This window comes from Bacillus sp. MSP13, assembly GCF_000815295.1.
Lineage (GTDB): Bacteria > Bacillota > Bacilli > Bacillales > Bacillaceae > Bacillus > Bacillus vallismortis.
Map to the genome: position 1 here is coordinate 211,046 of NZ_JXAQ01000005.1, position 24,148 is coordinate 235,193.

28 protein-coding genes, 1 tRNA gene and 1 riboswitch are annotated in these 24,148 nt (G+C 41.4%); of the genes, 8 read left to right on the forward strand and 21 right to left on the reverse strand.

Annotated elements, in window-relative coordinates; genetic code table 11:
- Positions 1-2: 2 nt before the first annotated feature.
- The 3 genes from SC79_RS07075 to SC79_RS07085 are packed head-to-tail and all read right to left on the reverse strand — an operon-like array spanning position 3 to position 3,202.
- Entirely contained in the window at positions 3-1,043 is a 1,041-nt protein-coding gene (locus tag SC79_RS07075) for a Gfo/Idh/MocA family protein (protein ID WP_039074455.1), read from the reverse strand.
- Between the two features lie 16 nt (positions 1,044-1,059).
- A complete protein-coding gene (locus tag SC79_RS07080; protein ID WP_039074456.1) occupies positions 1,060-1,905 on the reverse strand; it encodes an HAD-IIB family hydrolase in 846 nt (281 codons plus the stop codon).
- Positions 1,877-3,202 carry a DegT/DnrJ/EryC1/StrS family aminotransferase gene (locus SC79_RS07085; protein WP_039074457.1) on the reverse strand — a complete coding sequence of 442 codons (1,326 nt, stop codon included), beginning with the start codon at positions 3,200-3,202 and terminating at the stop codon, positions 1,877-1,879. Before SC79_RS07085 ends, SC79_RS07080 begins: the two co-directional genes overlap by 29 nt.
- 103 nt (positions 3,203-3,305) lie before the next feature.
- On the opposite strand from SC79_RS07085, the gene SC79_RS07090 reads away from it, so the two are divergent.
- Positions 3,306-4,295: a LacI family DNA-binding transcriptional regulator gene (locus SC79_RS07090; RefSeq protein WP_039074458.1), complete on the forward strand. Its 990-nt coding sequence runs from the start codon at positions 3,306-3,308 to the stop codon at positions 4,293-4,295.
- Positions 4,296-4,730: 435 nt separating this feature from the next.
- Here the strand turns inward: SC79_RS07090 and gcvPB are convergent, their stop codons facing one another.
- From gcvPB to gcvT, 3 genes are read right to left on the reverse strand one after another with little or no spacing between them, the layout of a single operon-like run.
- Positions 4,731-6,185, reverse strand: a complete 1,455-nt coding sequence (gcvPB, locus tag SC79_RS07095; RefSeq protein ID WP_039074459.1) for an aminomethyl-transferring glycine dehydrogenase subunit GcvPB — start codon at positions 6,183-6,185, stop codon at positions 4,731-4,733.
- Positions 6,178-7,524: an aminomethyl-transferring glycine dehydrogenase subunit GcvPA gene (gcvPA, locus tag SC79_RS07100; RefSeq protein ID WP_039074460.1), complete on the reverse strand. Its 1,347-nt coding sequence runs from the start codon at positions 7,522-7,524 to the stop codon at positions 6,178-6,180. The genes gcvPB and gcvPA overlap by 8 nt, the downstream gene beginning before the upstream one ends.
- A 30-nt stretch (positions 7,525-7,554) precedes the next feature.
- On the reverse strand, positions 7,555-8,643 hold the full coding sequence (gene gcvT, locus SC79_RS07105) for a glycine cleavage system aminomethyltransferase GcvT (protein WP_039074461.1): 1,089 nt from the start codon (positions 8,641-8,643) through the stop codon (positions 7,555-7,557).
- 172 nt (positions 8,644-8,815) lie between these two features.
- Positions 8,816-8,917, reverse strand: a riboswitch (glycine riboswitch).
- Between the two features lie 168 nt (positions 8,918-9,085).
- On the opposite strand from gcvT, the gene SC79_RS07110 reads away from it, so the two are divergent.
- From SC79_RS07110 to sinR, 4 genes are all read left to right on the forward strand, one after another.
- Complete coding sequence (locus SC79_RS07110) at positions 9,086-10,759, forward strand: DEAD/DEAH box helicase (RefSeq protein WP_039074462.1); 1,674 nt, start codon at positions 9,086-9,088, stop codon at positions 10,757-10,759.
- A gap of 20 nt (positions 10,760-10,779) precedes the next feature.
- Complete coding sequence (locus tag SC79_RS07115) at positions 10,780-11,574, forward strand: YqhG family protein (RefSeq protein ID WP_039074463.1); 795 nt, start codon at positions 10,780-10,782, stop codon at positions 11,572-11,574.
- A 182-nt stretch (positions 11,575-11,756) separates the two neighbouring features.
- Positions 11,757-11,930 (forward strand): anti-repressor SinI, encoded by a 174-nt coding sequence (gene sinI / locus SC79_RS07120; RefSeq protein ID WP_039074464.1) that lies wholly within the window; start codon positions 11,757-11,759, stop codon positions 11,928-11,930.
- 33 nt (positions 11,931-11,963) lie between these two features.
- Complete coding sequence (gene sinR, locus SC79_RS07125) at positions 11,964-12,299, forward strand: transcriptional regulator SinR (RefSeq protein WP_003226345.1); 336 nt, start codon at positions 11,964-11,966, stop codon at positions 12,297-12,299.
- An 84-nt stretch (positions 12,300-12,383) separates the two neighbouring features.
- Here the strand turns inward: sinR and tasA are convergent, their stop codons facing one another.
- The 3 genes from tasA to tapA form a co-directional block, all read right to left on the reverse strand.
- Complete coding sequence (gene tasA, locus SC79_RS07130; RefSeq protein ID WP_010328256.1) at positions 12,384-13,169, reverse strand: biofilm matrix protein TasA; 786 nt, start codon at positions 13,167-13,169, stop codon at positions 12,384-12,386.
- A 62-nt stretch (positions 13,170-13,231) separates the two neighbouring features.
- Positions 13,232-13,804, reverse strand: a complete 573-nt coding sequence (gene sipW, locus SC79_RS07135) for a signal peptidase I SipW (RefSeq protein WP_082022606.1) — start codon at positions 13,802-13,804, stop codon at positions 13,232-13,234.
- Positions 13,788-14,549, reverse strand: coding sequence for an amyloid fiber anchoring/assembly protein TapA (tapA, locus tag SC79_RS07140; protein ID WP_039074465.1), 762 nt, complete (start codon positions 14,547-14,549; stop codon positions 13,788-13,790). The genes sipW and tapA overlap by 17 nt, the downstream gene beginning before the upstream one ends.
- Before the next feature lie 268 nt (positions 14,550-14,817).
- Here tapA and SC79_RS07145 point away from each other — a divergent pair, with 268 nt between their 5' ends.
- Complete coding sequence (locus SC79_RS07145; protein WP_026014435.1) at positions 14,818-15,144, forward strand: YqzG/YhdC family protein; 327 nt, start codon at positions 14,818-14,820, stop codon at positions 15,142-15,144.
- Between the two features lie 43 nt (positions 15,145-15,187).
- On the opposite strand, the gene SC79_RS07150 is transcribed toward SC79_RS07145, so the two are convergent.
- The 10 genes from SC79_RS07150 to SC79_RS07195 form a co-directional block, all read right to left on the reverse strand.
- A complete protein-coding gene (locus tag SC79_RS07150) occupies positions 15,188-15,367 on the reverse strand; it encodes a YqzE family protein (protein ID WP_039074466.1) in 180 nt (59 codons plus the stop codon).
- 71 nt (positions 15,368-15,438) lie between these two features.
- Positions 15,439-15,813, reverse strand: coding sequence for a competence type IV pilus minor pilin ComGG (gene comGG, locus SC79_RS07155; RefSeq protein WP_039074467.1), 375 nt, complete (start codon positions 15,811-15,813; stop codon positions 15,439-15,441).
- Positions 15,814-16,197 carry a competence type IV pilus minor pilin ComGF gene (gene comGF, locus SC79_RS07160; protein ID WP_039074468.1) on the reverse strand — a complete coding sequence of 128 codons (384 nt, stop codon included), beginning with the start codon at positions 16,195-16,197 and terminating at the stop codon, positions 15,814-15,816. It lies immediately after the preceding gene.
- Between the two features lie 25 nt (positions 16,198-16,222).
- Positions 16,223-16,570: a competence type IV pilus minor pilin ComGE gene (gene comGE / locus SC79_RS07165; protein ID WP_039074469.1), complete on the reverse strand. Its 348-nt coding sequence runs from the start codon at positions 16,568-16,570 to the stop codon at positions 16,223-16,225.
- Positions 16,554-16,982 (reverse strand): competence type IV pilus minor pilin ComGD, encoded by a 429-nt coding sequence (gene comGD / locus SC79_RS07170; protein ID WP_039074470.1) that lies wholly within the window; start codon positions 16,980-16,982, stop codon positions 16,554-16,556. Before comGD ends, comGE begins: the two co-directional genes overlap by 17 nt.
- Positions 16,972-17,268 (reverse strand): comG operon protein ComGC, encoded by a 297-nt coding sequence (gene comGC / locus SC79_RS07175; protein WP_014114400.1) that lies wholly within the window; start codon positions 17,266-17,268, stop codon positions 16,972-16,974. Before comGC ends, comGD begins: the two co-directional genes overlap by 11 nt.
- Before the next feature lie 13 nt (positions 17,269-17,281).
- Entirely contained in the window at positions 17,282-18,319 is a 1,038-nt protein-coding gene (gene comGB / locus SC79_RS07180) for a competence type IV pilus assembly protein ComGB (protein WP_039074471.1), read from the reverse strand.
- Positions 18,306-19,376, reverse strand: a complete 1,071-nt coding sequence (gene comGA, locus SC79_RS07185; protein WP_039074472.1) for a competence protein ComGA — start codon at positions 19,374-19,376, stop codon at positions 18,306-18,308. The genes comGB and comGA overlap by 14 nt, the downstream gene beginning before the upstream one ends.
- A gap of 211 nt (positions 19,377-19,587) precedes the next feature.
- Positions 19,588-19,998 (reverse strand): CBS domain-containing protein, encoded by a 411-nt coding sequence (locus SC79_RS07190; protein WP_039074473.1) that lies wholly within the window; start codon positions 19,996-19,998, stop codon positions 19,588-19,590.
- A gap of 64 nt (positions 19,999-20,062) precedes the next feature.
- The gene (locus tag SC79_RS07195) at positions 20,063-21,016 is read right to left on the reverse strand and encodes a magnesium transporter CorA family protein (protein ID WP_039074474.1); all 954 of its coding nucleotides are present in this window, start codon (positions 21,014-21,016) and stop codon (positions 20,063-20,065) included.
- A gap of 142 nt (positions 21,017-21,158) precedes the next feature.
- On the opposite strand from SC79_RS07195, the gene SC79_RS07200 reads away from it, so the two are divergent.
- Positions 21,159-22,487: a hemolysin family protein gene (locus SC79_RS07200; RefSeq protein ID WP_039074475.1), complete on the forward strand. Its 1,329-nt coding sequence runs from the start codon at positions 21,159-21,161 to the stop codon at positions 22,485-22,487.
- A gap of 58 nt (positions 22,488-22,545) precedes the next feature.
- On the opposite strand, the gene SC79_RS07205 is transcribed toward SC79_RS07200, so the two are convergent.
- Positions 22,546-23,382 (reverse strand): STAS domain-containing protein, encoded by an 837-nt coding sequence (locus tag SC79_RS07205; protein WP_039074476.1) that lies wholly within the window; start codon positions 23,380-23,382, stop codon positions 22,546-22,548.
- 87 nt (positions 23,383-23,469) lie between these two features.
- On the opposite strand from SC79_RS07205, the gene SC79_RS07210 reads away from it, so the two are divergent.
- A tRNA-Gln gene (locus SC79_RS07210) sits at positions 23,470-23,540 on the forward strand.
- Between the two features lie 66 nt (positions 23,541-23,606).
- Here the strand turns inward: SC79_RS07210 and mgsR are convergent.
- Positions 23,607-23,984: a transcriptional regulator MgsR gene (mgsR, locus tag SC79_RS07215; protein WP_039074477.1), complete on the reverse strand. Its 378-nt coding sequence runs from the start codon at positions 23,982-23,984 to the stop codon at positions 23,607-23,609.
- Positions 23,985-24,148: the final 164 nt, after the last annotated feature.

Below are 24,148 nucleotides of genomic sequence, written 5' to 3' on the forward strand. Positions count from 1 at the left end.
TGCTAAACAGACATTTTTTGAAAGTTGCTATCCTTCTCAAAGAACATTTCCAATACTTCCTGAGATCTAAAACCATCGATAAAAGAAGGAATCTCAACCCAATCTTTCTGAGTTGCTTCAATCCAATTGATTAACTCGCTTCTAAAAGAATCAGCCCAACCATAAAATTCGTTTGGCGGATCGTTTAACAAACTTTGCGGCACTGGGCAGTCTACCGCGTACAAGCCATCAATGAGCTTGTACTCGTGAGGATTACCTGTGTGGTATTTAAACTCTTTTTTGTGCCCCACTACCTCGATGCTAAAACCACAGTCTTCAGGTACAGAGCTTTTTGATGTGATGATATTGACAAATACCTTGTTCTTCAGTTGACCATAAATTTCTGCATAGTCATCTACAAGCACCTGTTTTTCCTCTTTTGTTTTTACATTTGTGTTCATCTTTGCCCTTACTGATTCTGGGAGGAAATCACTCTCAAACAAGTACCATACCATGTCGATAAGATGAATACCCAGATCCCCCAATGATCCACTAGTCTTCTTACTATTAGCGTCATCTCTCCAAGTAAACTTCTTACGTCTAATTGCACTATTTTTCTTGAAATGTACTTTTACGGACAGAATGTTGCCTAATTCATTATTGATGATTAAACTTTTTAAGATATTTACGTAAGGCAAATATCTATAATTAAATCCCATACAAGCTCTGACGTCTAACCTTTCAGCAGTATCTTTCATTATGCTTGCTTCCTCAAGAGAAATGGCCATAGGCTTTTCACACAATACATGCTTATGTTTTGCTAATGCTTGCAAAGCATGTTCTTTATGGCAAAAGTTTGGGGATGCTACAATGATACCTTCTGAGACATCAATTAGTTCATCTACATGTTCATATGTCTTCCCACCGAACGTTTTAACAAAGCTTGCCGCCTGCTGTTGATTTATGTCATACACCCCTGCCAACTCTGCATTTTTTATTGTAGATAAAGCCGTTGCATGCGCCCTTGCAATACCACCTGCACCTATGATTCCAATCTTCTTCATATCTATTTCCTCCTCATTATCCAATTAATTTTTTCAAGGTATTTGTAATTCCTTTTGAGTACTCACTATCAGATATAAGGTGGTGCAAGTTTTTGGCTTCTTGTGTTGCATTTTTTAAGAGATAGCCATTCCCTACCGCCTGTAGCATACGAACGTCATTTCCACTATCTCCAAACGCGATCGCATTTTCGGCATTTAGGTTGTATTTCTCTAACATAAACTTTACAATCTCGTGTTTTCCTGTTCTCATGGGTATAAAATCTACATCATAGCTGCCTTCAGGGTCACCTGCTAAGGGATTACACCGATTTATATTAACTGAAACACCGTATTCCTCGCAGATCTTTTCAATGGCCGACAGGTTTTTCTTGTCGTTTATTTCATCTTGTTCCTGATAATAAAAATTATGCTTATACCGTGACTTTCCTAATTGAGTTTGTGGATCCAAAAAAATGTTCTCATTTTCACGTAACTGTTTCACAAGCATTTCAATTTTTTCTTTACTAAACGATTCATTTATACGACTGTTCCACTCATGATCTTGCTGTCCGAAGTTATGCTCTGAAAAGTACGTAATTTCTGTTCCCAGATCACTAGCTATAAAATGCGGGAAACATCTAAATTTTCCCCGTCCCATTTTATCGAGTATAGACTCTATACTACTCCCAGTAACCCATCCGATTAGCAGTTCTCCATCTTTGCTTTTTTGTTCTAGATAGTCTTCGAGTTCATATATGTGTTGTTGTTTCTGTTCATCGATTGTATGCGGAAAATACGTTTCATCAAAATCACAAAAAACAATGTACTTAGGATGTTCAACCTTGGATAATGTTTTATACTCCGATTTCTTGCTTAATAACATCAAACAGTCCCTCCAACACTCTGTCTTGTTCTTCTAATGTAAATGACGGATATAAAGGCAAGTGCAGTACCTGACGATGAGCCTTTTCCGTATGAACCAATTGGAGTTTTGCATACTTGTCCTGCACTAAAGGAGTTTTTTGCATATGTGACAGTACTGGATAATACACATCTGTTTGAACGCCAAAATCATCCTTTAATGCAGTCATAATGTTTGTCCTATCTTCTGTTCTTACCTTTATAGGAAACAGATGCCACACATGATCTTCACTTAATTCTGGCAATTCAATAAGGCCTTTATTCTGTAATTCTGCTAATTGAGTCATGTATCTATCCGCCAAGAATAGTCTTTTGAAGTTGTTTAATGAGAGATACTTTATTCTCTCTAAACCGATCGCTGCCTGTATATTGTCCATTTTTGAATTAAAACCAAAATTGATGGCTTTCTTATTTTTCACATTTACTTCAAAACCATGATAACTAAATTGAATGCATTTTTCAGCGAGCTCTTCATTATCAGTCGCTATCGCCCCAGCCTTGCCGCATACACCAACATTCTTATATGGATTAAAGCTTAATGTAGTAATGTCTGCATACTTTCCTAAGTCTGTCAGTCCAATCCCTTGGCAAGCATCCTCAATCACTTTCAATTGATAACGATTTGCTATTTGACGGATATGCTCCATTTCTGAATGTTTTCCGTATAAGTGCACAGGCAGAATAAACTTTGTATAAGGAGTTATTGCTTCCTCAATTTTGTTAGGATCGATGCAGAATGTTTGCGGGTTAATATCCGCATAGACAGGAACGCCTCCCAAAGCTAATACAGCATTTTCAGTAGCTGAAAAGCTATTAGCCGGCATGATTACTTCATCCCCCCGGTTTAATCCTAAAGCCAATAACCCTATCATGATCGCATCGGTTCCGCTGCTAGTTGCAATTACATACCTTTTATGTAAATATGTAGATAAAACCTTTTCGAATTGGTCTACATAGGAACCACTTGTAAATTTTCCAGTTGGCAAAACTTTAGTTAACGTTTTTAAAATATCATCCACTTCATCATTGGTTATTAATCTATCTACAGGCAAAAAAGGGACATTACTTATTTCACGATGCTTTTGGTAGTTGAAAAGATCATTTTCAATATCTGTATTTTCTTTTAATACGTGTCTCCAGCGCTCGTTTACAATACTGTCTTCAATAACAAGTTCTTTTCCTTGCACGTCACCTTTTAAATGTTTTAGCAGAAACATGTTTTCTTTACTTTTACCTGTAACTTTAACCTGTTTTTGCATGAACAGTACCTCCAATGATTTGTAATCTGGAAAATTTGATACAAATTTATCCTAATTTCTGAAACCGATAACATGTCAATAACTTTTTTAAGGAAGGGAAAATATGCCTACAATCGATGAGATAGCAAAATTGTGCAATGTGTCTAAAACCACAGTATCAAGAGTATTGAATAATCATCCTTATGTGTCGAAAGAAAAAAGAGATATGATCTTAAAAACGATTAGCGAACTTGACTACACGCCCAATTATTTAGCACGGAATTTCAGAAGAAATAAGACGCAAACGATAGCTTTATCGGTTCCGAGTATCGACCATCCATTTTTCACTCAATTAATAAAAGGGGTCTCTCATGAAGCGCTGTCTCAACATTACAAGGTCATTGTATTTCAAACCTTTTATGACCAACAGACAGAACTAGAGCTATTAGAGTTATTGAAACACAAAGAAGTTGACGGTATTATTCTTGGAACGTTAGAAAATGAATGGGAGAAGATATCCCCTTTCCTGAAGTATGGGCCTATCTTATTATGTAATGAGTATCATCACTCAGCGGACATAACGATCATTGGGTATGATGAATTTGAAGCCGCATACATGGGAGTAGCACATTTAATTGAAAGAGGACATAAAAAAATTGGATTTTGTTTTGATACTCCATATAGCGAAGCTCAACGTCAGAGGAAAGAGGGTTATTTGAAAGCTCTACAAGATTACAATTTACATCATAAAAATGAATGGATATTCGGGGAATTGTTTAATATCGAGGATGGCTTTCGCGTTTTTGATAAGATAAAAGATTTAAAAGACAGGCCCTCAGCAATATTTACAGGGAATGATCAAGTCGCCGCAGGGATTATTAAGCAGGCGATAAAAAGTGGCTTTCATGTTCCAGAAGACTTAGCTGTCATTGGTTTTGACAACCAACTGATCTGCCAAGTCGTCACTCCGACCATAACAACGATTGATATTCCGATAATAGAATTAGGTCAGCAGGCTGTTTTGAAACTCATCGAGAATATTTCGGGTAACACTTCTTTAAACAGAAGAATTATTAAACTACCAACAAAACTTATGATCAGAGAGTCAACTTAACGATAGATTTTCGCTTCGTTATTATTTTATATTTTTGTATAGAAAAAGAGGTTATTCTGCTCAACCTCTTTTTCAATCAGAAAGCCTGTTTTTTTAAATTCTCATCAATGCTCCCATACCAAAGCCGCAATGATTTCTTCACCTTTCATTACGCCCACTGGCAGCATCACTTCAAATCTCATGCAATGAACCCCATTTTTTAAAAAATTCTTAAGAGGGCTAACAATGGATTGGTAAAGATTCCTTTGGATAGAGAGGCAGCTGCATTAAAAAATCCTTCAAACGTTCTCATTGAACGGATGAAGGATTTTTCATGCTCACCAGTTGCACGCCAAAAGAGGCGAAGAAATACAAAAACACCTTACAAACCAGTTTAATGACCGCATTGAACCCACATACAATCTATTAAGCAGCTGTTGTTATTTATCTTTTTGCCTACTCATACCTGAGCACCGGGTGTCTCGCCGCTTTTGTTTCATCCATTCTTTTTACAATTGTCGTATGCGGCGCCTCTTGAACGAGCTCAGGATTCTCCTCCGCTTCTCTTGCGATTTGAATCATAGCGTCGATAAACGCATCCAGCGTTTCCTTTGATTCCGTCTCTGTCGGCTCAATCATGATGCATTCTTCAACATTAAGCGGGAAATAAATCGTAGGCGGATGATAGCCGAAATCAAGCAGCCGTTTTGCTATATCAAGCGTACGGACTCCCAGCTTTTTCTGCCGCTTGCCTGACAATACAAATTCATGCTTGCAATGACGGTCAAACGGAAGATCGTAATAAGGCGCGAGCTTTCTCATCATATAGTTGGCGTTTAACACTGCGTTCTCAGTAACAGCCTGTAAGCCGTCAGGCCCCATAGAGCGGATATACGTATACGCTCTGACATTGATGCCGAAGTTGCCGTAATACGGCTTGACGCGGCCGATCGAGTGTGGGCGGTCATCATCAAATGTAAAGCGCCCTTCCTTTTTGATTAAAACTGGCTTTGGCAAATAAGGAATCAGCTCTTTTTTTACACCGACAGGGCCTGAACCGGGACCGCCGCCGCCATGAGGGCCGGTGAATGTTTTATGCAGGTTGAGATGCACCACGTCAAATCCCATATCTCCCGGTCTCGCTTTGCTTAAAACCGCATTTAAATTGGCGCCGTCATAGTACAGTTTTCCGCCCGCTTGGTGAACGATTGCCGCCATCTCGGTGATCTGCTCCTCAAACAGGCCAAGCGTATTCGGATTCGTCAGCATCAGAGCAGCAGTTTCTTCATTCACCGCTCTTTTTAAATCTTCCAGATCGACAAGCCCATTTTCATTCGATTTCACCGTAACCGTTTCAAAGCCGGCTACTGTCGCTGAAGCAGGATTTGTCCCATGCGCGGAATCAGGAACAATGACCCTCGTCCGCTTGAAATCCCCGCGCGCTTCATGATAGGCGCGGATCATCATCAGCCCTGTCCATTCACCATGCGCCCCGGCAGCGGGCTGAAGTGTGACCTCATCCATTCCCGTAATGTCCTCGAGGTGCTCGCTTAAATCATATAAAAGCTCTAAAGCGCCTTGCACCGTATCTTCATCTTGAAGAGGATGAATTGCAGCAAAACCGGGAATTCGCGCAATCTTTTCATTGATTTTCGGATTGTATTTCATTGTGCAGGAACCAAGCGGGTAAAAGCCCGAATCCACCCCGTGATTCCGTTTGGACAACGCTGTATAATGGCGCATGATATCCAGTTCGGACACCTCAGGCAGCTCTGCGTCCACGTCACGGATGTAGGTGTCTGATAAGAGGTCCTCCAATTCGATTTCCGGTACATCGAGCTCTGGCAGGCTGTAGCCGATACGGCCTTCTCTGGATAGCTCAAATATAAGTGCCTGGTCCTGATTACTCATGGCGATCCCCCAATTCCTGAATGAGTCCGTCAATTTCTTCTTTTGTTCTCAGCTCCGTTACAGCAATCAGCATATGACAGTCCATCCCTGGATACGTCAGCCCAAGATCATATCCGCCGATGATGCCTTTTGCCAGCAAACGCTGGTTCACAGCTTTCACCGGTTCAACCAGTTTGATGACAAATTCATTAAACATCGGGCCGTCAAATATAATGGGGAGGCCCGCTTTTTTCACTTCTTGCTTTGCATAGTTTGCTTTTAGGATATTTTGGCGGGCGATTTCTTTTACGCCGTTTTTCCCGAGAGCTGTCATGGCGACAGAAGCTGCCAGTGCATTTAAAGCTTGATTCGAGCATATATTTGATGTCGCTTTATCCCGGCGGATATGCTGTTCTCTGGCTTGTAATGTAAGCACAAAGCCTCTTTTGCCGTTTTCGTCTTCCGTTTGTCCGACGAGACGGCCCGGCACCTTTCTCATTAACTTTTTCGTGACGGCGAAAAAGCCGCAATGCGGGCCGCCGTATGCTGAAGGAATGCCGAAAGGCTGCGCATCGCCGACGACGATATCAGCCTGAAACTTGCCCGGCGGAGTGAGGAGGCCTAACGCAAGCGGGTTGGCTGACACAATGAACATGGATTTCCCTTGATGAGCGATAGGCTCAATATCCTTTAACGGCTCGATCCGTCCAAAAAAATTCGGGTACTGAACGATCACTGCGGCTGTATCCTCGCAAACGGTTTGGCGCAAAGCGTCAAGATCTGTGACACCATCCGCACTGGGAACTTCAACAACTTCAATATACTGGCCTTTTGCGTACGTTTTCAGCACTTCTCTCGATTCTGGATGCACGGTTTTTGACACAACGATTTTTTTCTTTTTCGTATGGCCGGAAGCAAGCATTGCCGCTTCTGCCAAGGCTGTTCCGCCGTCATACATAGAGGAGTTGGCGATATCCATTCCTGTCAGCTCACAGATCATCGTTTGGAATTCGAAAATAGCCTGAAGCTCCCCTTGCGAAATTTCCGGCTGATAAGGCGTATATGCCGTATAAAACTCAGAGCGTGAAATAACATGATCCACGATCACAGGCTGGTAGTGGTCATATACACCCGCTCCCAAAAAAGAGGCGTGTTGTACGGTATCGCTATTTTTAGAGGCCAGCTTTGCCAGCTCTCTTGTGAGCTCGGTTTCTGATTTCGCTTTTTTGATTTGATACTCTTTTTTATATCTGACGTTTTCCGGTATATCGGCAAATAGTTCATCGACGCCGCTTACGCCGATCGCGGCAAGCATTTCCTGTTTATCCTTTTCTGTTGCGGGCAAATAACGGTGCTTCATGTGTTGACTCCTCTCCCCAAAGAAAAAATATTAGCGTTTATAAAATGGTGTTTTAACAACCTTTGCTTTCACTAATTTTTTGCGAATCTCTACCTCAACTACAGTCCCGATTTCACTCGCTTCCGCAGCAATTAAGGCAAGGCCGACGTTTTTCCCTAATGTCGGTGACTGCGTGCCGGTTGTCACCTTTCCGACGGACTTGCCATTATGGAACACTTCATACCCGTGCCGCGGTATCCCTTTTTCAATCATTTCGAGTCCGACAAGCTTTCGCTTCGCCCCTTTTTCTTTCTGTTCACTCAATACTGACTTGCCAAAAAAGTCAGACTGTTTTTTGTGCTTTACGGCAAAGCCTATACCTGCTTCAATCGGTGTAATATCCCGGGTCAGCTCCTGGCCGTAAAGGGGGAGCTTCGCTTCAAACCGGAGCGTATCACGTGCGCCGAGGCCGCATGGAATCAGCCCGTATGCTTCTCCTGCATCAATGATTTTCTCCCATATCTCCACAGCGTCATCCGTGCGGCAGTAAATTTCAAATCCGTCCTCACCCGTATAACCGGTGCGCGAAATAAGCGCTTTGCAGCCGCTGATATCAGCCTCATCAATAAATGCAAACGGCTGTAATGCAGATAAATCTGAAGACGTCAGCGTTTTTAAGATTGTTTCTGCTTTTGGCCCCTGTAGAGCTAAGAGCGCGATCTGATCAGACAAATGATCAATCTGCACATCACCTGCGGCATGTTCTTTCATCCAAGCCAAATCTTTATCTATATTAGAAGCATTAATGACCAGCAAATAATGGTTCTCACCTTTTTGATAGACAAGTAAATCATCGACGGTTCCGCCGTCGGAATAGCACATTGCGGTGTATTGTGCCCGGCCCGGTGTTAACGCGGAAATATCATTGGTCATCAGCCTTTGCAAAAAAGGCAGACTGTCATTTCCTGACACTTCGATTTCTCCCATATGAGAGACATCAAACAGCCCGGCTGCAGTTCGGACAGCTTCGTGTTCCTTTTTGATAGAAGAAAATTGAACAGGCAGCTCCCAGCCTCCGAAATCAATCGTTTTCCCTCCATATTTTTTATACAGGTCAAATAACGGCGTTCTTTTCAGCATCGAATTCCTCCCCTTTTTCAACGGCGCAGCTAAAAAAACATAGAAAAAAGGACAGAGAAACACCTCATGTAAAATGAAGGTTCTCTGTCCTGGCACCTGAAAGTTTACTTTGCATACGCAAAGACGTCCCCTTTGGTGGTTTGCGCATCCGCGCAAACACTCTCCAGAGTTGCGTCGAGCAAGAGTTCTTTTGCCTGAGAGATTCACTCCGCAGTTTGCTCCTTCGGCGCCTGAATCCCGAGATTCTCGGTCAGGTCTCTCCCCTTGCTGTCATTCGCTCATATTTTCATTCTGTTATGGACATACTATAGCAATATCTTACATCAAATACATACTCATATCCTACCACCATCACTATATGCTGGGCAACAGCAATTTGGGCAGATTTTTCTGATATTGTTCATTTTAAGAATCGAAGAATAAGAAAGGCGGTTTCAACGCAATGGACGCAGAATTGATCTACGATACAAAATGGCCTGAAGAATTCGCGGAAAGGCTTCAACATGATGGCCCTTGGGCGAACTGGGAACTGTACAAGCTCTCTGCAGAAATCCAGGAAACATTAGCTATACCTGAATTCAAAGGCTTACGGGCCCCTTTATACCTGCCTTCCTTTACACCGCTCCCGCACCAGCTTGAGGTTGCGCAAAAAGTGGTTGAAAAAATGAACGGAAAAGCGATTTTAGCAGATGAGGTGGGTCTCGGGAAAACGGTTGAAGCGGGGCTGATTCTAAAAGAATATATGATTCGCGGATTAGCCAAGAAAATTTTGATCCTTGTGCCCGCGTCCCTTGTGTCGCAGTGGGTCAAAGAGCTTCAGGAAAAATTTTTGATCCCAGCCGTTGAACAAAAGAAAAGCTACGTGTGGGAGCAGAGCGATATTGTCGTCTCATCAATCGATACCGCAAAGCGTTCGCCCCACCGGGAAATCGTGCTGTCTATTCCATATGATCTCGTTATTATTGATGAGGCACACAAACTGAAAAATAGCAAAACGAAGAACTATGAATTTGTCCGGAATCTCGTAAAAAAATATTGCCTGCTTCTTACAGCGACGCCAATTCAAAACCGTATCGAAGAAATATTCAATTTGGTGTCCTTATTAAAACCCGGCCATTTAGGCAGTCAAAATCACTTTCAAGAAGAGTTTGCCAATAAGAAATCCAGTTTAGAAACGCATGAGCATTTAAAAGATCTTGTAAATAAAGTCATGATCCGAAACAGGCGGCGTGATACCGGACTGACTTGGAAACAGCGGCATGTTGAAACAGTGCCGATTGAATTTTCTCCATCAGAACAAGCGCTTTACGATGACATTTCCAGTCTGAAGGAGGGCATCAATAAGCCGGCCAGCATGTTCTCGATTATGACATTGCAAAGAGAGTGCTGTTCAAGCAGAGAAGCGGTTTATATGACGCTGAAAAAAATGCTCGATCAAAAAGAAAAACAAGCACCGGCGATTGATGAAAACACCATTTCGGTTTTAATAGACCGCATCAACCAAGTCACACAAAACTCTAAAGCGCTGCAAGTCGTTGATCTGATCAAGAAGATAGACGATAAGGTCATTATTTTTACAGAATATCGGGCAACCCAGATTTACCTCCAATGGTTCCTTCAGCAAAACGGCATCAGCTCCGTGCCCTTCAGAGGCGGATTTAAGCGCGGAAAAAAAGACTGGATGAAGGATCTTTTTCGAGGAAAGGTCCAGGTTCTGATTGCAACTGAAGCCGGCGGAGAAGGAATTAACCTGCAATTTTGCAATCACATGATCAACTATGACCTGCCATGGAATCCGATGCGCCTTGAGCAAAGAATCGGAAGAATTCACAGGCTCGGCCAGGAGCGTGACGTGCATATTTACAACATGGCGACAAAACATACGGTGGAAGAACATATTTTAAAGCTGCTATATGAAAAAATTCATTTATTTGAAAAAGTGGTCGGTGAACTTGACGATATATTAACGAAAATTCAAGTAAACAATTTCGAAGAACACCTGCACGACATTTTGTACCATTCCGCAACAGAAGAAGAAATGAAAATCAAAATGGACAACTTAACCTCATTTTTGTCTTATAAAAAACAGCAGCCTGCTGAAAAAAGAGGATCTTAGCCTGTAAGGAGGTTTTATAAGTGAGACAGCAAGAGGTTCACGATTTTCTGCTTCGTTTTTTTCAGGCAAACAGCTGCCAAATCATCGATCAAGGTTCCGGCTATATGACAGTGCAGCTTACCGTTGAAATGGACAAACAGATCATGAACCGCCCTTTCTACTGGCACTGGCGCGAGAAGACAGGCGGCGATCCGAAACCGATGAAAATCACTTTTATAACAGATAAAGAAACCGCTCCAAAAGACCTAGATGGCGAATTTATTTATTTTGGAGCCCCCCGCCTTTTTCAAATGTTCAAAGCTGTTAAACAAAATGGGAGATTTACCAGAATGTATGAGAAAATTGAGTCAACTGGAGCTAAAGTCCCACTCCAGCCTTGGCTTGGTATAAATGTCACGATTTCATACCAGTCCGACATGAAAAAGGATAAGCTATTGTCACTAGGTCTTCACCTAGTCTCTGGAACCATCATTGAACATTTTCAAAGCAAGCTCACACATCTTTCACTGACGTCTCACATCTGTGACTATTGCTTCACCATATCGCCTATGATCAAACCGGCAAGCGGCCTTAAGCGGATGGAAAACTATATTGCCAAATCCGCTATGCAGGAGCCGTCAGACTGGGCAGAACAGGCGGTGAACAGGTGGAAGAATGATCTGTCATTGCTTGATAAGTTTTATGAGCATACAGAAGAAAAACCAGAAGAGTATCATCTAGAAAAACAGGCGCTGAAATCCCTGTATCAACCGAAGATATCAATAGAAATTGAAAATGGCGGTTTATTTTATTTGCAAAATAATATTTCAAGCTAACTTTTTTGCCATTCGACATCGTTCTCGTTTTTTTTGAAAAAATGCGATTATAATAAAGGTGTATTGGAAAAAAATTCTGGTAATTTCAATGGCAAATGACTTCCAGAGACGCTGAAGGCACACAAGAGTCATGGCCGGGCTGGCTGAAATACATAAACAAGTATTTTAGGAGGAGAGTCTGCATGAAAAATGCAAAACAAGAGCACTTCGAATTAGATCAAGAATGGGTTGAATTGATGTTGAAAGCCAAAGAGGCAAATATCAGCCCGGAAGAAATACGAAAATATTTACTTTTAAACAAAAAGTCTGCTCATCCTGGTCCGGCAGCCAGAAGTCATACCATAAATCCTTTCTGAATGTGCTATAATATCACAAGGAAGGTGATGACATTGATTGGCCAGCGTATTAAACAATACCGTAAAGAAAAAGGCTACTCACTATCAGAACTAGCTGAAAAAGCTGGGGTAGCGAAGTCTTATTTAAGCTCAATAGAACGAAATCTACAAACGAACCCCTCCATTCAATTTCTCGAAAAAGTCTCCGCTGTTCTGGACGTCTCGGTTCATACTTTGCTCGATGAGAAACATGAAACCGAATACGATGGTCAATTAGATAGTGAATGGGAGAAATTAGTTCGCGATGCAATGACATCCGGGGTATCGAAAAAACAATTTCGTGAATTTTTAGATTATCAAAAATGGAGAAAGTCCCAAAAAGAGGAGTAGTGCCTGAGCAGAGGCACTGACTCCTCTTTTGTCAATACACATCAAGAAGGCCCAGTATATCAATACTGGGCCTTCACGATGTTATTAATTTTTATCCTCACTGTGCGCTTTTTCATTTTCTTTAATGTAACCGTCTTTTTCAGTATGTTCCTTTTTGACTGTCAAGCCGTTCCACTGTGTTGCTTCAAACGAGAATTGAAGCTGTACTGAGTTGCCTTGGTATTTATTTTGAACCATTAGGCCGTTTTCGTCTTTTGTTTTGTCATCTTTGAATTGGATCTCCATTTGAACCTGATCAAAATCAATCGGTGTTTTTGGAACACCATCATATTCTGGAGCGGTTGTACCGTCAATTGTGGCTACATTGACTTTACCGCTTGCATGTAAGAATTTAGGGTCAATTTGTTTTTTGATTTTTTCAGCAGCCTTTGCATCATTTTTAGCAGACATCAAATACAAGTCCTTGAGGTTGGCATCATCTAAGATAATATTTTTAGGGTATCCATTGCCGCCCTCTTTTCCTACTGTCAATACTGTCACTTCAAACTGGCTGAGAAAATCTTCTGCTGATGTATTACTGCCGCCGTTTGCTTTAAATTCACCGTAATTCAGCGCCATTAATACTTCTTTAATCGCAAGTGTGCCGTTATTTTCAAATTGGAAGTCTTTCGTCAATTTGTCTCCCGGCTTTAAATTTGATAAATTGACACTTGCTGAATTTTCCTTAGCAGATAAATCAAGTGTACCTGACGCAAAAGTAGCATCCGTTGATTTAATGTCATTAAAAGCTGCCCATGTTCCTCCTCCTACTAAAGCTAATCCTAGTGCTGCGGAAGCAACTCCTAAACTTAATTTCTTTTTCATGCCCATGGCAAACTCCCCTTTTATTGAATGATTTATATCGAAACCTGTTTCCAGGTTTACAACTGAAGTTAAGTGGACATCGTGCTGTCCTTTCTATCTGTTTCCAAAGCTTTTGTCTTTCTTTCAATTTCTCTAAAGGCGCTAGTGATCGTCACAAAAGCGTACACCAGCAGCATCACGCCGGGAACAATCAGTAAAACAGCTGTTCCGATTGGCTGGCTGGCAAAATGAAGCATATAGCCGGCATATGGGAGCTGAAAACCCGTATATTGCGCTCGGACATTTTCGTCCGATACAAGCGCTGAATCAGCTGCGGCGTTATTGTCCCCTTTTGTTTTAAATAACAAATGGTCTCCTTGCTTTGTCACATCAACAATCCTGTGGGTGACCGCCGTATGTTCATCCTGCATAAATGTAATGACGTCACCCTTTTGAAGCTCTTTCACATCGGTGATTTCTTTGACCAATATTAAAGAACCTGTGTTGAACTCGGGCTCCATTGAACCCGAGAGAACTGATTTGAGCGTGTATCCAAACACTGCCGGTTCTCCCCCGGATGAACGAGTTGATATCACGACAAGCGTAAGTACAATAATGAGAGTAAAGATGATCACGTAGAGAATATTACTGATCATCTTCATTGCTTTTTTCATCCTCATCCCCGCTTTCCTTCTCAACTGATTGAGTATCTTTTTCTTTCGTTACCGCTTCTTGAGATCCGTCCTCTTCATTTGTTTTTTCTTGCATATCCTTTTGTGATGTTTCCTTCGCCTTTTTGACGGCAGCCTTCGTTTCTTTTTTCGGGACTGTCGGTTTTTCATCGCACCTTGCAAGCGTCATTGGCTCCGACCACTCAAAAGTACTGCCGTCTGCAGGGTATCCGGCCGGTTTAAATACTTTAAATGCATAAATACCGGGTTTCATTTTTTTCTTCGTTTCGATTTTATATAGTGAATCGCCAATTTGCTCGGAAATAAACCCTTTTTCGATCACGTTCCCATCCTTTAATGGCTTTCGGGCGTTTTCCAGCTTATGAAGCTCCCACTTCCATTTTGATTTCTTCAGTTTCTCACCTGTATTTTCGAACTTAGCAAATAGAGTAACAGGTGAGCATACAGTGCCTTTCGTATTCGTTTGATCTGACAAGTGCAAATCACTTTGGTCCCAGCGTTTATCGTAATGGCAGTTTTTATCTGTATGCTGAAAGTCTTTACACGTTTGAAGTGACATACTCAATGTTTCTGTATCATGAAAAGCAGCGCTTGTGTCACCGGAAATTTGTAAGCAAATCGCGGCAGTCAGACTGAAAATGACTGAAAGCTGAAAAAAAAGCAGCACTTTCAGTTTCGTCATCGCTTTTAGCTGATTGCGGAACAATCGAAACATCTCTTACCTCCTGTAGAACACTGTAACGTAATATGACATTCGTTCTTTTTAAAGAACTATACATAGAGTATATTCAACGTTTAATGGTTTGAAAAACATCAAAATCGACCATTTTGTTCGTTTAAAAGAATGTTTTCGCCATCTTACAAAGTCTTACTCAGTATTGCTCATCTTTTTATATTTTTGAAATTTTTGGGATTGCTTTGTAAGAAAGCAGATGCATATCCAATTATGATTTGGTAAACATAAACAAGGAAAGGGTGACAGCATCATGATCAAACCGTGTGTGATTTGTCTTTCTCTTCTCGTTTTCGGCACCTCTGCCGCTCACGCAGAAGAAATGCCGCTTATGGCCGCCCGCCACATATCTAAATGGGAAGAGCTTGCAGTGAAAGAAGCAAAAAAAAGGTACCCGCTCGCACAGGTACTGTTCAAACAAAAAGTATGGGACCGCAAAAGAAAAGATGAGGCAGTGAAGCAATACCATTTGACCCTAAAGGAAGGATCAAAGGAATTTGGCGTATTTGTCACAATTTCATTCAATCCGTATAGCCAAAAGGTTCATAAAATTGCCATATTAGAAGAATATCAATAAGGTCCTCCATTTAAGAAGGACCTTATTCACTATATCTATGCAATTATTTTTTTCTCTTCAGCCATAACTTGAAACCATAGGGGAAAATACCGAACCACTGCTGTGAAGCAGGTATTTTTGTTTCTTTCCGTACCTCTTTTCGTTCTTTTCGCTCATCTTTTGGGGTATCTATATATTTGACAAGTTGTTGAGTCATGTATTTGACATAATCATTCGTTTTCACGTGATCACCTCATCATTCAATTATTATGAGTGTTGGCTCACAGGACTTTTTTTATACCTCCTTTCTTCGCTTCATTCCGTCCAGCTCAGCAGTTGTTTCTGTTTTTGATCAAACACTAGTTGTGCAGTTCTTTCGGTTCCTGACTCTGTCATGGCTTTTAAATTAATTTCTTTTTGCTCTTTTATCGATGTCTCATGAATGTCATAAGACACCTGCCCATTTGTAAACTGCTGTGAACCCTTTTGGCCTTTCCGTTGCTCAAGGATATGCCGTATGGACAAAAGCGCGCCATTCTGAAGTAAATTTTCTCCTATATATAACTCTTTTGTTTCCTTTTCAAACATGCAGCGCGAAATATACTGAGCAGCAGTAAAGTTCACGACCAGCAGCACAAGTGCGGATATAAAAAGAACAGCGGGATATATAAAACCTCTCGTGCGATACATTCACCCTCCTCCTAAATACGGGTAAACGGGAAATGCAGTTTGATACACTTCTTGATTCTCACTTTCAACTTTCATCAAAACAATCCCGTTTTCAATTTCAGCTTTCATCGCTGTGATATGATCTAGAATCGGAACATGCCCTTTGCCATCCACCCTTTTTCGTATCATGGAGTGATAGGCTTCAAAACGGATATCTTGCCCAGAAGAAGTAGTACAGATCAACACGCTCCCACTCTCAGCTGTCTTGACTTCGCGTGACTGCTTGCACTCGTTCATCAATTGCTCCATCGAAACCATCCATTCTTGCTCTGTGAAACCCTCATGTTCCTGCTGGCGCAACAAAAACAGATGGAAGATCATAGCTAACGATCCTGATATGAGCAAAAAGACGGAAAGCGAAAATAGTACGTTAAGAAGCGTAAAGCCAGTCTGTTCGCATAATGCTGAGGCAAAATGGTTTTTTCTTATAAGCTGCTGCTGAGATGCATACGGTTTGATAATCCCCCTCCTCCTCCCACTTCAGCGCATAGATATTATTGTGTTTCGCAACTGTTTTTGAAGCAGTTCCTTCACCAGTCATCATATATTCGCTTATGTTTTCATTCATGATCTGATACCCGATCTCTCGTGATTTCGCCATATCTTCATCAGCTATCAGTTTGCTCCACAAGGGCACGACTGTCAGCAATAAAAACAGCCACAGGCTTAGCGCAGACATTGTTTCTATTGTAGAAAAACCTTTATTTTCTCTCCACATTAACTCTTCCGCTCCCTAAATAAACTGTGATATCATAAGCGGCATGTCCTTTTACGCGTAATTTCCCGCCTGTATTCGGATGCCCTTTCTCATTAAATTCCAAACGGTCTTTGAGTGTCAGCAGCTCTATAGAAAGTCCTGTCGGATAGGATCTTTCAATCACCGTTTCATCCGTGACTAACTGATACTCTTTTCTGTGAAAGAGAATTTTTGTTCTTTGATGACTGGACATTGCAGTCTGCTGCGCAAGCAAAATATCGTTTTTCAGCTGCCATGCCGCCTGACGAACGGCTGTATTCCCATAAACAGGAGGAAGTGCGGTAAACACCGCAATTAAGAGGATAGAGGCGAGACTTAACACAAGCAAACTTTCTAAAAGAGTAAATCCCTCCTCCTTTAATTTAATGTTCAACCTTAACTTCTCCGCCAGTGATGATAATGTGCTTCCCATTTGGACAAACTGCATCCTTTTTCACATAGCCCTCTGACTGTAAATCAGCAAGGCTCGGTGTCTGCCCTTCATGATCGAGTTCAAATGCAGTCATTTGCGCCTTAATCATATTTTGCAGGCCCTCGCACCCTTTTTTCTGAATGGTTTGATTATGTTTCGTGACGTTCGGTATCGTAATTAAAAGCAAGATTGAAATAATAAAGAGCACAATTAGCATTTCAACAAGTGTAAATCCTTTCTCATTCATCGGCCTCTTCCTTTCATATTTGATTCATCATCTGATACATAGGCAAGAGCATAGACAAATACACAAATAAGATCATCGCAGCAACAAACCCATAAATCACAGGCTGAAGGATGCCTGTCCATTTTTGCGCCTTGTGTTCCAGCCGCTGCAATATGAACTGGCTGTATGTGAAAAGCTCCCGATCCAGGCGGCCGCTCAGCTGGCCGTGAGATATGACTTTTGAAAAATCCTTTTCATAAAAAGGGCTGTCACAAATAGCGGCTTCAATTGATTCACCAGCTTTTAACCGTTCAATCACTTGCTCAGCCTCGCATCGGTAAAAAGGGAGAAACGTTTGTTGTTTAAATGCATTTAGGCTGTCATAAATGGAGAGGCCTGATTGTAAAAGGCTGCTTAGCTGCAAAGAAAAAAAGTAGCTGTTAAACAGTTTGACTAGATTTCCAACGAAAGGGATCCTGACACAAATAAGCATTTGCCGGGCAGGCGGTTTTTTCTTAAACACAACCCAATAATAAAGCCCGATACTTGCTGCAAAAAAAGCCATCAGAATGACCATCAGATCAATATGCTGAAAAAAAGCGAAAAGCATATCAGTAAAACGTGAGGTTTTCATATTCATCGATTGATAAATGCCGGAAAACTGAGGAATGATGATGGACTGTAACATATAAAACATGACAGCGACTGTAAAGATGAGGAAAAGCGGATAGCGCAGCACCCTCTTCAGCTCGTCTGCCTGTGCCAGTTTTCGTTCCAGAAGCTCTCCGCTCTGGATCATGGCAGAAGGCAATTCACCATGTGTTACAGCAAAATAACAAATGCCTATAGCTTCCTTATGAAATGACAAACTCTTTAATACTTGATAAAACGGAGCCCCTTCCCTCAAACGAGTGACCGCGTCAGCCAAGGCGGCCGCCTGCCTTTTATTCAACTGAAGTTCCATCAGGCGTAATCCATCCATAAGCGTATATCCGCTTGCCATCATTTCACCAAGCCGCTTCAATAACAAGGCTTGATCCTTTAACGGCCAAGTTTTTCTAATCTGTTTCATGATAAACCCACCGGTCATAGTTATTTGTGGTCAAGTAGCCGAGTGCAATTCCTTTTCTAATAATTTGACGCAGTGTTTGATATTGATAATTTGCATGATTTCCTTTTGCCTCCTGAATGCATTGCTGAAGGTTTTTACCGTAAAGCAGTTCATAAACGCTTGCTCTTCTGGTGTTTCGTGACTGGCGGCAATACAACGATGAACATCCGTTTTCACAAAACGGGCAAGTTAAATCAACCAAACGCTGAGCCGCTACCGCAATGACAGTCTGTTCGATTTCATTCATATTAATGCCGAATTCAAGCAGCCTGTAAATCGCGCCCTTCGCATCTCTCGTATGAAGGCTCGTCAGCACCAAATGCCCCGTCATCGCTGCCCGTACTGCGATTTCAGCTGTTTCCGCGTCTCTGATCTCACCTAAAATAATCATATCCGGATCATGGCGCAAAATAGCCTTCAGACCTGCCGAATATGTCACACCCGCTTTTTCATTCACCTGCACCTGCAAAACATCCTCATCCCTTGTTTCAACAGGGTCTTCCAGTGTGACGATATTTCGATTAAAATGTTTTTTTGCATATTGAACGAGAGAGTATAATGTTGTCGTCTTCCCTGAGCCAGTCGGCCCTGTAAAAATGAGCATGCCGTGTGAATGTTTTAAAAATGAGAGTAAGGTGGCTCCCGTCTTCGGAAATAATGACAGTTTATCGATCGAAGGGATATTGTATTGAGGCATCACTCTAATCACGAGGCTTTCTTCATTAATTGTGGGGAGTGTCGACATTCTTAAATGAACATGTCCCTCCTCTAGCTTTAACGTCAGCGAACCATTTTGCGGTTTTCGTCTTTCCCCTATGTCCATCGCTGAGAGAAATTTAAAATGCGAAATCAGTCTTACACATTCTTCTTTTTTCATGTTCCTTTTTTTCAACAAGGCATCATCTACCCGGAAATGAATGACGGCGTCTCGCTCCCTCGGCACAATGTGAATGTCAGAAGCCTTTGTTGAATACGCCTCTTCAATTAAGGTTCTGCTTGTCATTTCTATTGAATCCAATTTGATTCCCTCTCCTTTCCATGCGTATTGTAGAAAAATAAGGACTGGTAATCAAATGGAGAAAAAGTGATTTTCCCGGGATGTTATATGTAGAAAAATCAATTCCTGCTGGCAAAAAAGGTTGTTTCAGCTGAATATACCGCAGTGATTTCATTATTTTCTCAATAAAAAAGCAGACATGATCACCATGTCTGCTTCACTTCATCTTTCATTATGCTGGTTTAGAAATTTCACTTAATGCTTCTCCGGCATTTTGATCAGTACCCTTCTCAACGGAAAGATCGCCTAATGCCACAATACCGGTAATTCGTTCGTTTTCAAGAATCGGTAAACGGCGGATTTGGTGCTCTGCCATAAGCTGACTCGCTTCTTCAGCAGACATATCTGGATGGCCGGATACGGTGTCAGCGCTCATGATGTCACTCGCTTTTGCATCCACCTGATTTTCAGCTAAGCATCTCGTCACAATATCACGATCAGAAACAATCCCCTTAAGTGTGCCATTTTCACAGATTGGAATAGAACCGACATTGGAGTCTCTCATCTGTTTCGCTAGTTCCGTGATTGAAGCGGTTGGTTCACAGCATTCCACATTTTTTGTCATGATGTCTCTTATTTTCATTTCCATTCCTCCTTTACCGTGTTCTATTTATTGTTTATCCGCTGCACAAAAAATGAAACATCTCCTACAATGTCCGCCTTTTTCGAGATTTTTTTTTCTTCTTCCCCTCCTGCAGCATATCTCCCGTCCAGCCTTTTTTCATCAAATACAGATAGATCAAGACCGTAGACGTGATAATCAATAGGAGTGAAATAAGATATCCGTACTTCCAATTCAGCTCTGGCATCACCGAAAAGTTCATTCCCCAGAGAGCCCCCAGTCCTGTAACCGGCGTAAAAAGCGTCGTAAAAATGGTCAGCGCTTTTACAATTTCATTTCCTCTGTGAGAGGTAATGACTTCCTCTGAATGCAGCAAACTATTAAGCTCCTTTTCAAATTCCCTAATATATGTAACCCCCCTGTCAATTTTGAGGTGTACCCGATGATAATCCTTTTCTCCTTTATTATGCGGCAAAAAGGTTTCCTTCAACGCCATTTCGATTTTCTTGGCGCTTAGAATTAAGTTTTTCCAGGTCATCAGCTCATGGTGCAGAAGATGAACGCGGTTTAAAATGCTTTTGCTATTGTCGTCTTTGATTTGCCATCTAAGCTTTCTCAGCTTTACTTCAAATTCATCTACACCGATTAGATAGGCATTCATTAATTCACCGAGAAGGATTAAAAATCCCTCTATGGCATTGTCCGCTCTTTCCATTTGCTGGACCACTTGTTTTCCCTTAATCCCCTTCAAAATCGAAAAATCAAAGTTTATTGTAAAAAAATATTGCCTGGTAATATAAAAGTGAAAAACAGTATGGTCGTTTTCCTCATCCACTCCCTGATCATATACAATTGAGCCAAATACCGCTTCATTTTCCGTTTCATTTGTGTCTACGCGCAAAAAGTTGATATGGTAATTATTTTCAAACCACTTTTCACATTGAGGCCAGTGAGAAAAATGGATCAAATCTCTTGCCTTATCTCTTTCCTGAGGCCCCATTTGGTACCAAAACCAATCCTTTCCCGTATGCGCCTTCATGACAAGCTCCTCCAAACTTTATTCTTTTATTTCTTAATTGCCCAGGAAAGGCATCACTAAACCAGTCAGCCGCTTCCACACATGTTTTATGTGCATTTTCCGGTGGTATGGATCTAGAAAGACATCGGAAAAAGGGAGGTGCATGCCTTCCTTGGAGAAGGCAGTTATTTTGGAATTAATCAGTTTACTGGCAGTCGCTATTCTCATTTTGTTAACAGGATTTTTTGTCGCCGCAGAATTTTCAATTGTAAAAGTGCGGCGATCCAGAATTGACCAGCTTGTCGCAAAGGGAAAAAAAGGTTCTAAAGCAGCAAAGCACGTCATCACTCACCTTGATGAATATTTATCTGCCTGCCAGCTGGGCATTACAGTGGCAGCTTTAGGACTGGGTTGGCTAGGGGAACCGACCGTGCAAACCCTGCTTCGTCCCCTTTTTCATAAAGCGGGGTTAAATGAATCGCTCACCCACCTTCTTTCCCTTGTCATTGCCTTTTTAGCGGTGACGTATTTAAATGTCGTCATCGGGGAGCTGGCGCCAAAGAGTTTCGCCATTCAAAAAGCAGAAAGCATTACCTTAATGCTCGCCAAACCGCTGATTTGGTTTTATAAAATCATGTTTCCATTCATTTGGCTGCTGAACCACTCTGCCAGGTTGATTACAGGGTTGTTTGGGCTGAAGCCGGCATCAGAGCATGAACTGGCGTATACAGAGGAAGAACTGCGGGTTCTTTTGGCTGAAAGCTATAAAAGCGGCGAAATCAGAAAAAGTGAATTAAAATACGTGGATAACATCTTCACCTTTGATAAACGAATGGCAAAGGAAATCATGGTTCCGCGAAATGAAATGGTTAGTTTGTCACTTGATGAAGACGCAATCCCAAGTCTGCAACAAACAGTAAAAGAAACGAAATATACACGGTACCCCGTGGTAAGAGAGGATAAAGATAACGTCATTGGCGTCATCAATATGAAAGAAGTGCTGTTTACAATGCTGACGACAAATTTTTCACTCAACAAGCAGCAAATTGAACCTTTCATTCAGCCCGTTATTCATGTTATTGAGACAATTCCGATTTATCAATTACTGCTGAAAATGCAAAAGGAACGCACCCATATGGCGATTCTTATTGATGAGTACGGAGGGACTTCCGGTTTGGTCACTGTCGAGGACATAATCGAAGAAATTGTAGGAGAAATTCGCGATGAATTTGACGCGGATGAGGTGCCTCATATCCGCGAGCTCGGAAAGAATCACTATTTATTAAATGCAAAATTATTAATCAGCGATGTAAACAACCTGCTTGGAACAGATTTATCAGAAGCAGAAGTGGACACGTTGGGCGGCTGGTTTCTGACCCGAAATATAGACGCCAAGGCTGAAAGTGTGATTGAATATGATGGCTACACTTTTAAGGTGAAAGACATCGACAACCATCACATTTTATTTATAGAAGTTAAAAAAGCTGAATAGCGCAAGGGAGGCTGTTCAGCTTTTTCCAGAATGAACATGATCATGATGGTTCAGGATATCATGACTCTTCTATTTTAAATCCTTTATTCGCCAGGGCTTTAGCAAGACTTTGCTCGGTTTTCACATTCGAAAAATCAAGACCAAGCTTTACCACAGTCTGGGCAATCTCCGGCCTGATTCCTGAAATAATCGTCTCAATTCCGAGCAGTTTGGTGCTGTCAATCACTTTAAAAATTTGATAAGCCACCATTGTGTCAACGATGGGAACGCCCGAAATATCTAAAAATAAATAGGAAAGTTTTAACGCGGAGCATTGCTGCAGCACCGACTCCAAAATCGTCTTTGCCCTGTACGTATCAATTTCACCGACAAGCGGAAGAATCCCTATCCCGGCAGATATCGGCATTATTGGCGCACTCAATTCATTAATCATTTCTTTTTGCGCGTTTAATTGTATCATTGTCACTTGTGAATATTCTCCAGTAAACACTTCGATGATCTCATCAATGGTTTGATTCAAGATCCGGCCCCACTCATAAATATCCTGAATACCGATTTCTTGAGAAAAGGCTTCGCTGAACGTCTGGATCCATTCAAACATGATGTGCCTGAAGGCGTTAAACTGGCCGACACTTTCTGTTACACTCACTTCATGAACAACTCGGTCTCTGGCGCATTGAAGAGACCATCGATTGAGCTCATCCTTTACGTCTTCTTTTCTAAGGGATTTCGCCACGATGGTCACTAATGATGCATGCTGGTCTTTTAACTTTTGTTCTAACTTTTTTTGATCCTTAGCGGAATGCAGCCAACTTCCTTTTGATGCGCAAGTTTCCAGCCATTGTTTGATAATATCTTCTTTGTGCTCTGTTACATGCTGATCAAGAGCTATCATCTTAATGAGCTACCTCCTGTTTTTTTGGAAAATGATGTTTCATATGTATAATGCGTCTCTCTCTACACATACTATGTTTACATTCGATGGGCTATAGCCAAGCGGTAAGGCAATGGACTTTGACTCCGTGATCGTTGGTTCGAATCCAGCTAGCCCAGTTGCTGAACAGGTGAAAAACCGAAGATAAGCTGATTCAAATAAATCAGCGGATCTTCGGTTTTTCATCATGCAGATTGATGAACCGTTTTCTTCTTCGATAACTTCAACAGTTCTCCCGGATTATACCCGATCACCAGCTTTTTGTTGTCTATAAGAATCGGACGTCGCAAAAGCTTCGGCTTCTCGATTAAAAGTTCCAGCACCTCATTTACGGTCATCTCTTCGATGTTTAGATTTAAATTTTTGAAGGTCTGGCTTCTTGTCGCTAAAATTTCATCAATACCTTCTGTCGTTAACGATAAAATGTACTTTAATTCTTCTACGGTCGGGGTTTCTCTGAATAAGTGCCGTTCATTAAATTCGACTTGATGTGCTTTAAGCCAATGTTTTGTTTTTCGGCATGACGTGCAGCTTGGATATGAGTAAAAAATGATTTGTTCCATTTCTTTTTCCTCCTCAGTTAACCATCTCTTTGTAGAATAACTACCCGGATCATTTTTTATTTAAACCATTAAAAGAACTTTTTTTCGAATTATTTTTTAAAAACCATTCATATAATAAAAACACAATCATAGGAACAAATTCCATTTGTATAACAATAATGAAA

Bases quoted from the DNA above. Each gene is read 5' to 3' on its own strand.
- gcvPA (WP_039074460.1), bottom strand. From the start codon at position 7,524: ATGAAGCACCGTTATTTGCCCGCAACAGAAAAGGATAAACAGGAAATG.
- SC79_RS07110 (WP_039074462.1), top strand. From the start codon at position 9,086: ATGGACGCAGAATTGATCTACGATACAAAATGGCCTGAAGAATTCGCG.
- comGE (WP_039074469.1), bottom strand. From the start codon at position 16,570: ATGTGGAGAGAAAATAAAGGTTTTTCTACAATAGAAACAATGTCTGCG.
- SC79_RS07075 (WP_039074455.1), bottom strand. From the start codon at position 1,043: ATGAAGAAGATTGGAATCATAGGTGCAGGTGGTATTGCAAGGGCGCAT.
- SC79_RS07205 (WP_039074476.1), bottom strand. From the start codon at position 23,382: ATGATAGCTCTTGATCAGCATGTAACAGAGCACAAAGAAGATATTATC.
- SC79_RS07090 (WP_039074458.1), top strand. From the start codon at position 3,306: ATGCCTACAATCGATGAGATAGCAAAATTGTGCAATGTGTCTAAAACC.
- SC79_RS07080 (WP_039074456.1), bottom strand. From the start codon at position 1,905: ATGTTATTAAGCAAGAAATCGGAGTATAAAACATTATCCAAGGTTGAA.
- gcvPB (WP_039074459.1), bottom strand. From the start codon at position 6,185: ATGAGTAATCAGGACCAGGCACTTATATTTGAGCTATCCAGAGAAGGC.
- comGB (WP_039074471.1), bottom strand. From the start codon at position 18,319: ATGAAACAGATTAGAAAAACTTGGCCGTTAAAGGATCAAGCCTTGTTA.
- comGG (WP_039074467.1), bottom strand. From the start codon at position 15,813: ATGTATCGCACGAGAGGTTTTATATATCCCGCTGTTCTTTTTATATCC.
- sinI (WP_039074464.1), top strand. From the start codon at position 11,757: ATGAAAAATGCAAAACAAGAGCACTTCGAATTAGATCAAGAATGGGTT.
- tapA (WP_039074465.1), bottom strand. From the start codon at position 14,549: ATGTTTCGATTGTTCCGCAATCAGCTAAAAGCGATGACGAAACTGAAA.
- SC79_RS07200 (WP_039074475.1), top strand. From the start codon at position 21,159: ATGCCTTCCTTGGAGAAGGCAGTTATTTTGGAATTAATCAGTTTACTG.
- tasA (WP_010328256.1), bottom strand. From the start codon at position 13,169: ATGGGCATGAAAAAGAAATTAAGTTTAGGAGTTGCTTCCGCAGCACTA.
- SC79_RS07190 (WP_039074473.1), bottom strand. From the start codon at position 19,998: ATGAAAATAAGAGACATCATGACAAAAAATGTGGAATGCTGTGAACCA.
- comGC (WP_014114400.1), bottom strand. From the start codon at position 17,268: ATGAATGAGAAAGGATTTACACTTGTTGAAATGCTAATTGTGCTCTTT.
- mgsR (WP_039074477.1), bottom strand. From the start codon at position 23,984: ATGGAACAAATCATTTTTTACTCATATCCAAGCTGCACGTCATGCCGA.
- sipW (WP_082022606.1), bottom strand. From the start codon at position 13,804: ATGAAGATGATCAGTAATATTCTCTACGTGATCATCTTTACTCTCATT.
- SC79_RS07195 (WP_039074474.1), bottom strand. From the start codon at position 21,016: ATGAAGGCGCATACGGGAAAGGATTGGTTTTGGTACCAAATGGGGCCT.
- gcvT (WP_039074461.1), bottom strand. From the start codon at position 8,643: ATGCTGAAAAGAACGCCGTTATTTGACCTGTATAAAAAATATGGAGGG.
- SC79_RS07085 (WP_039074457.1), bottom strand. From the start codon at position 3,202: ATGCAAAAACAGGTTAAAGTTACAGGTAAAAGTAAAGAAAACATGTTT.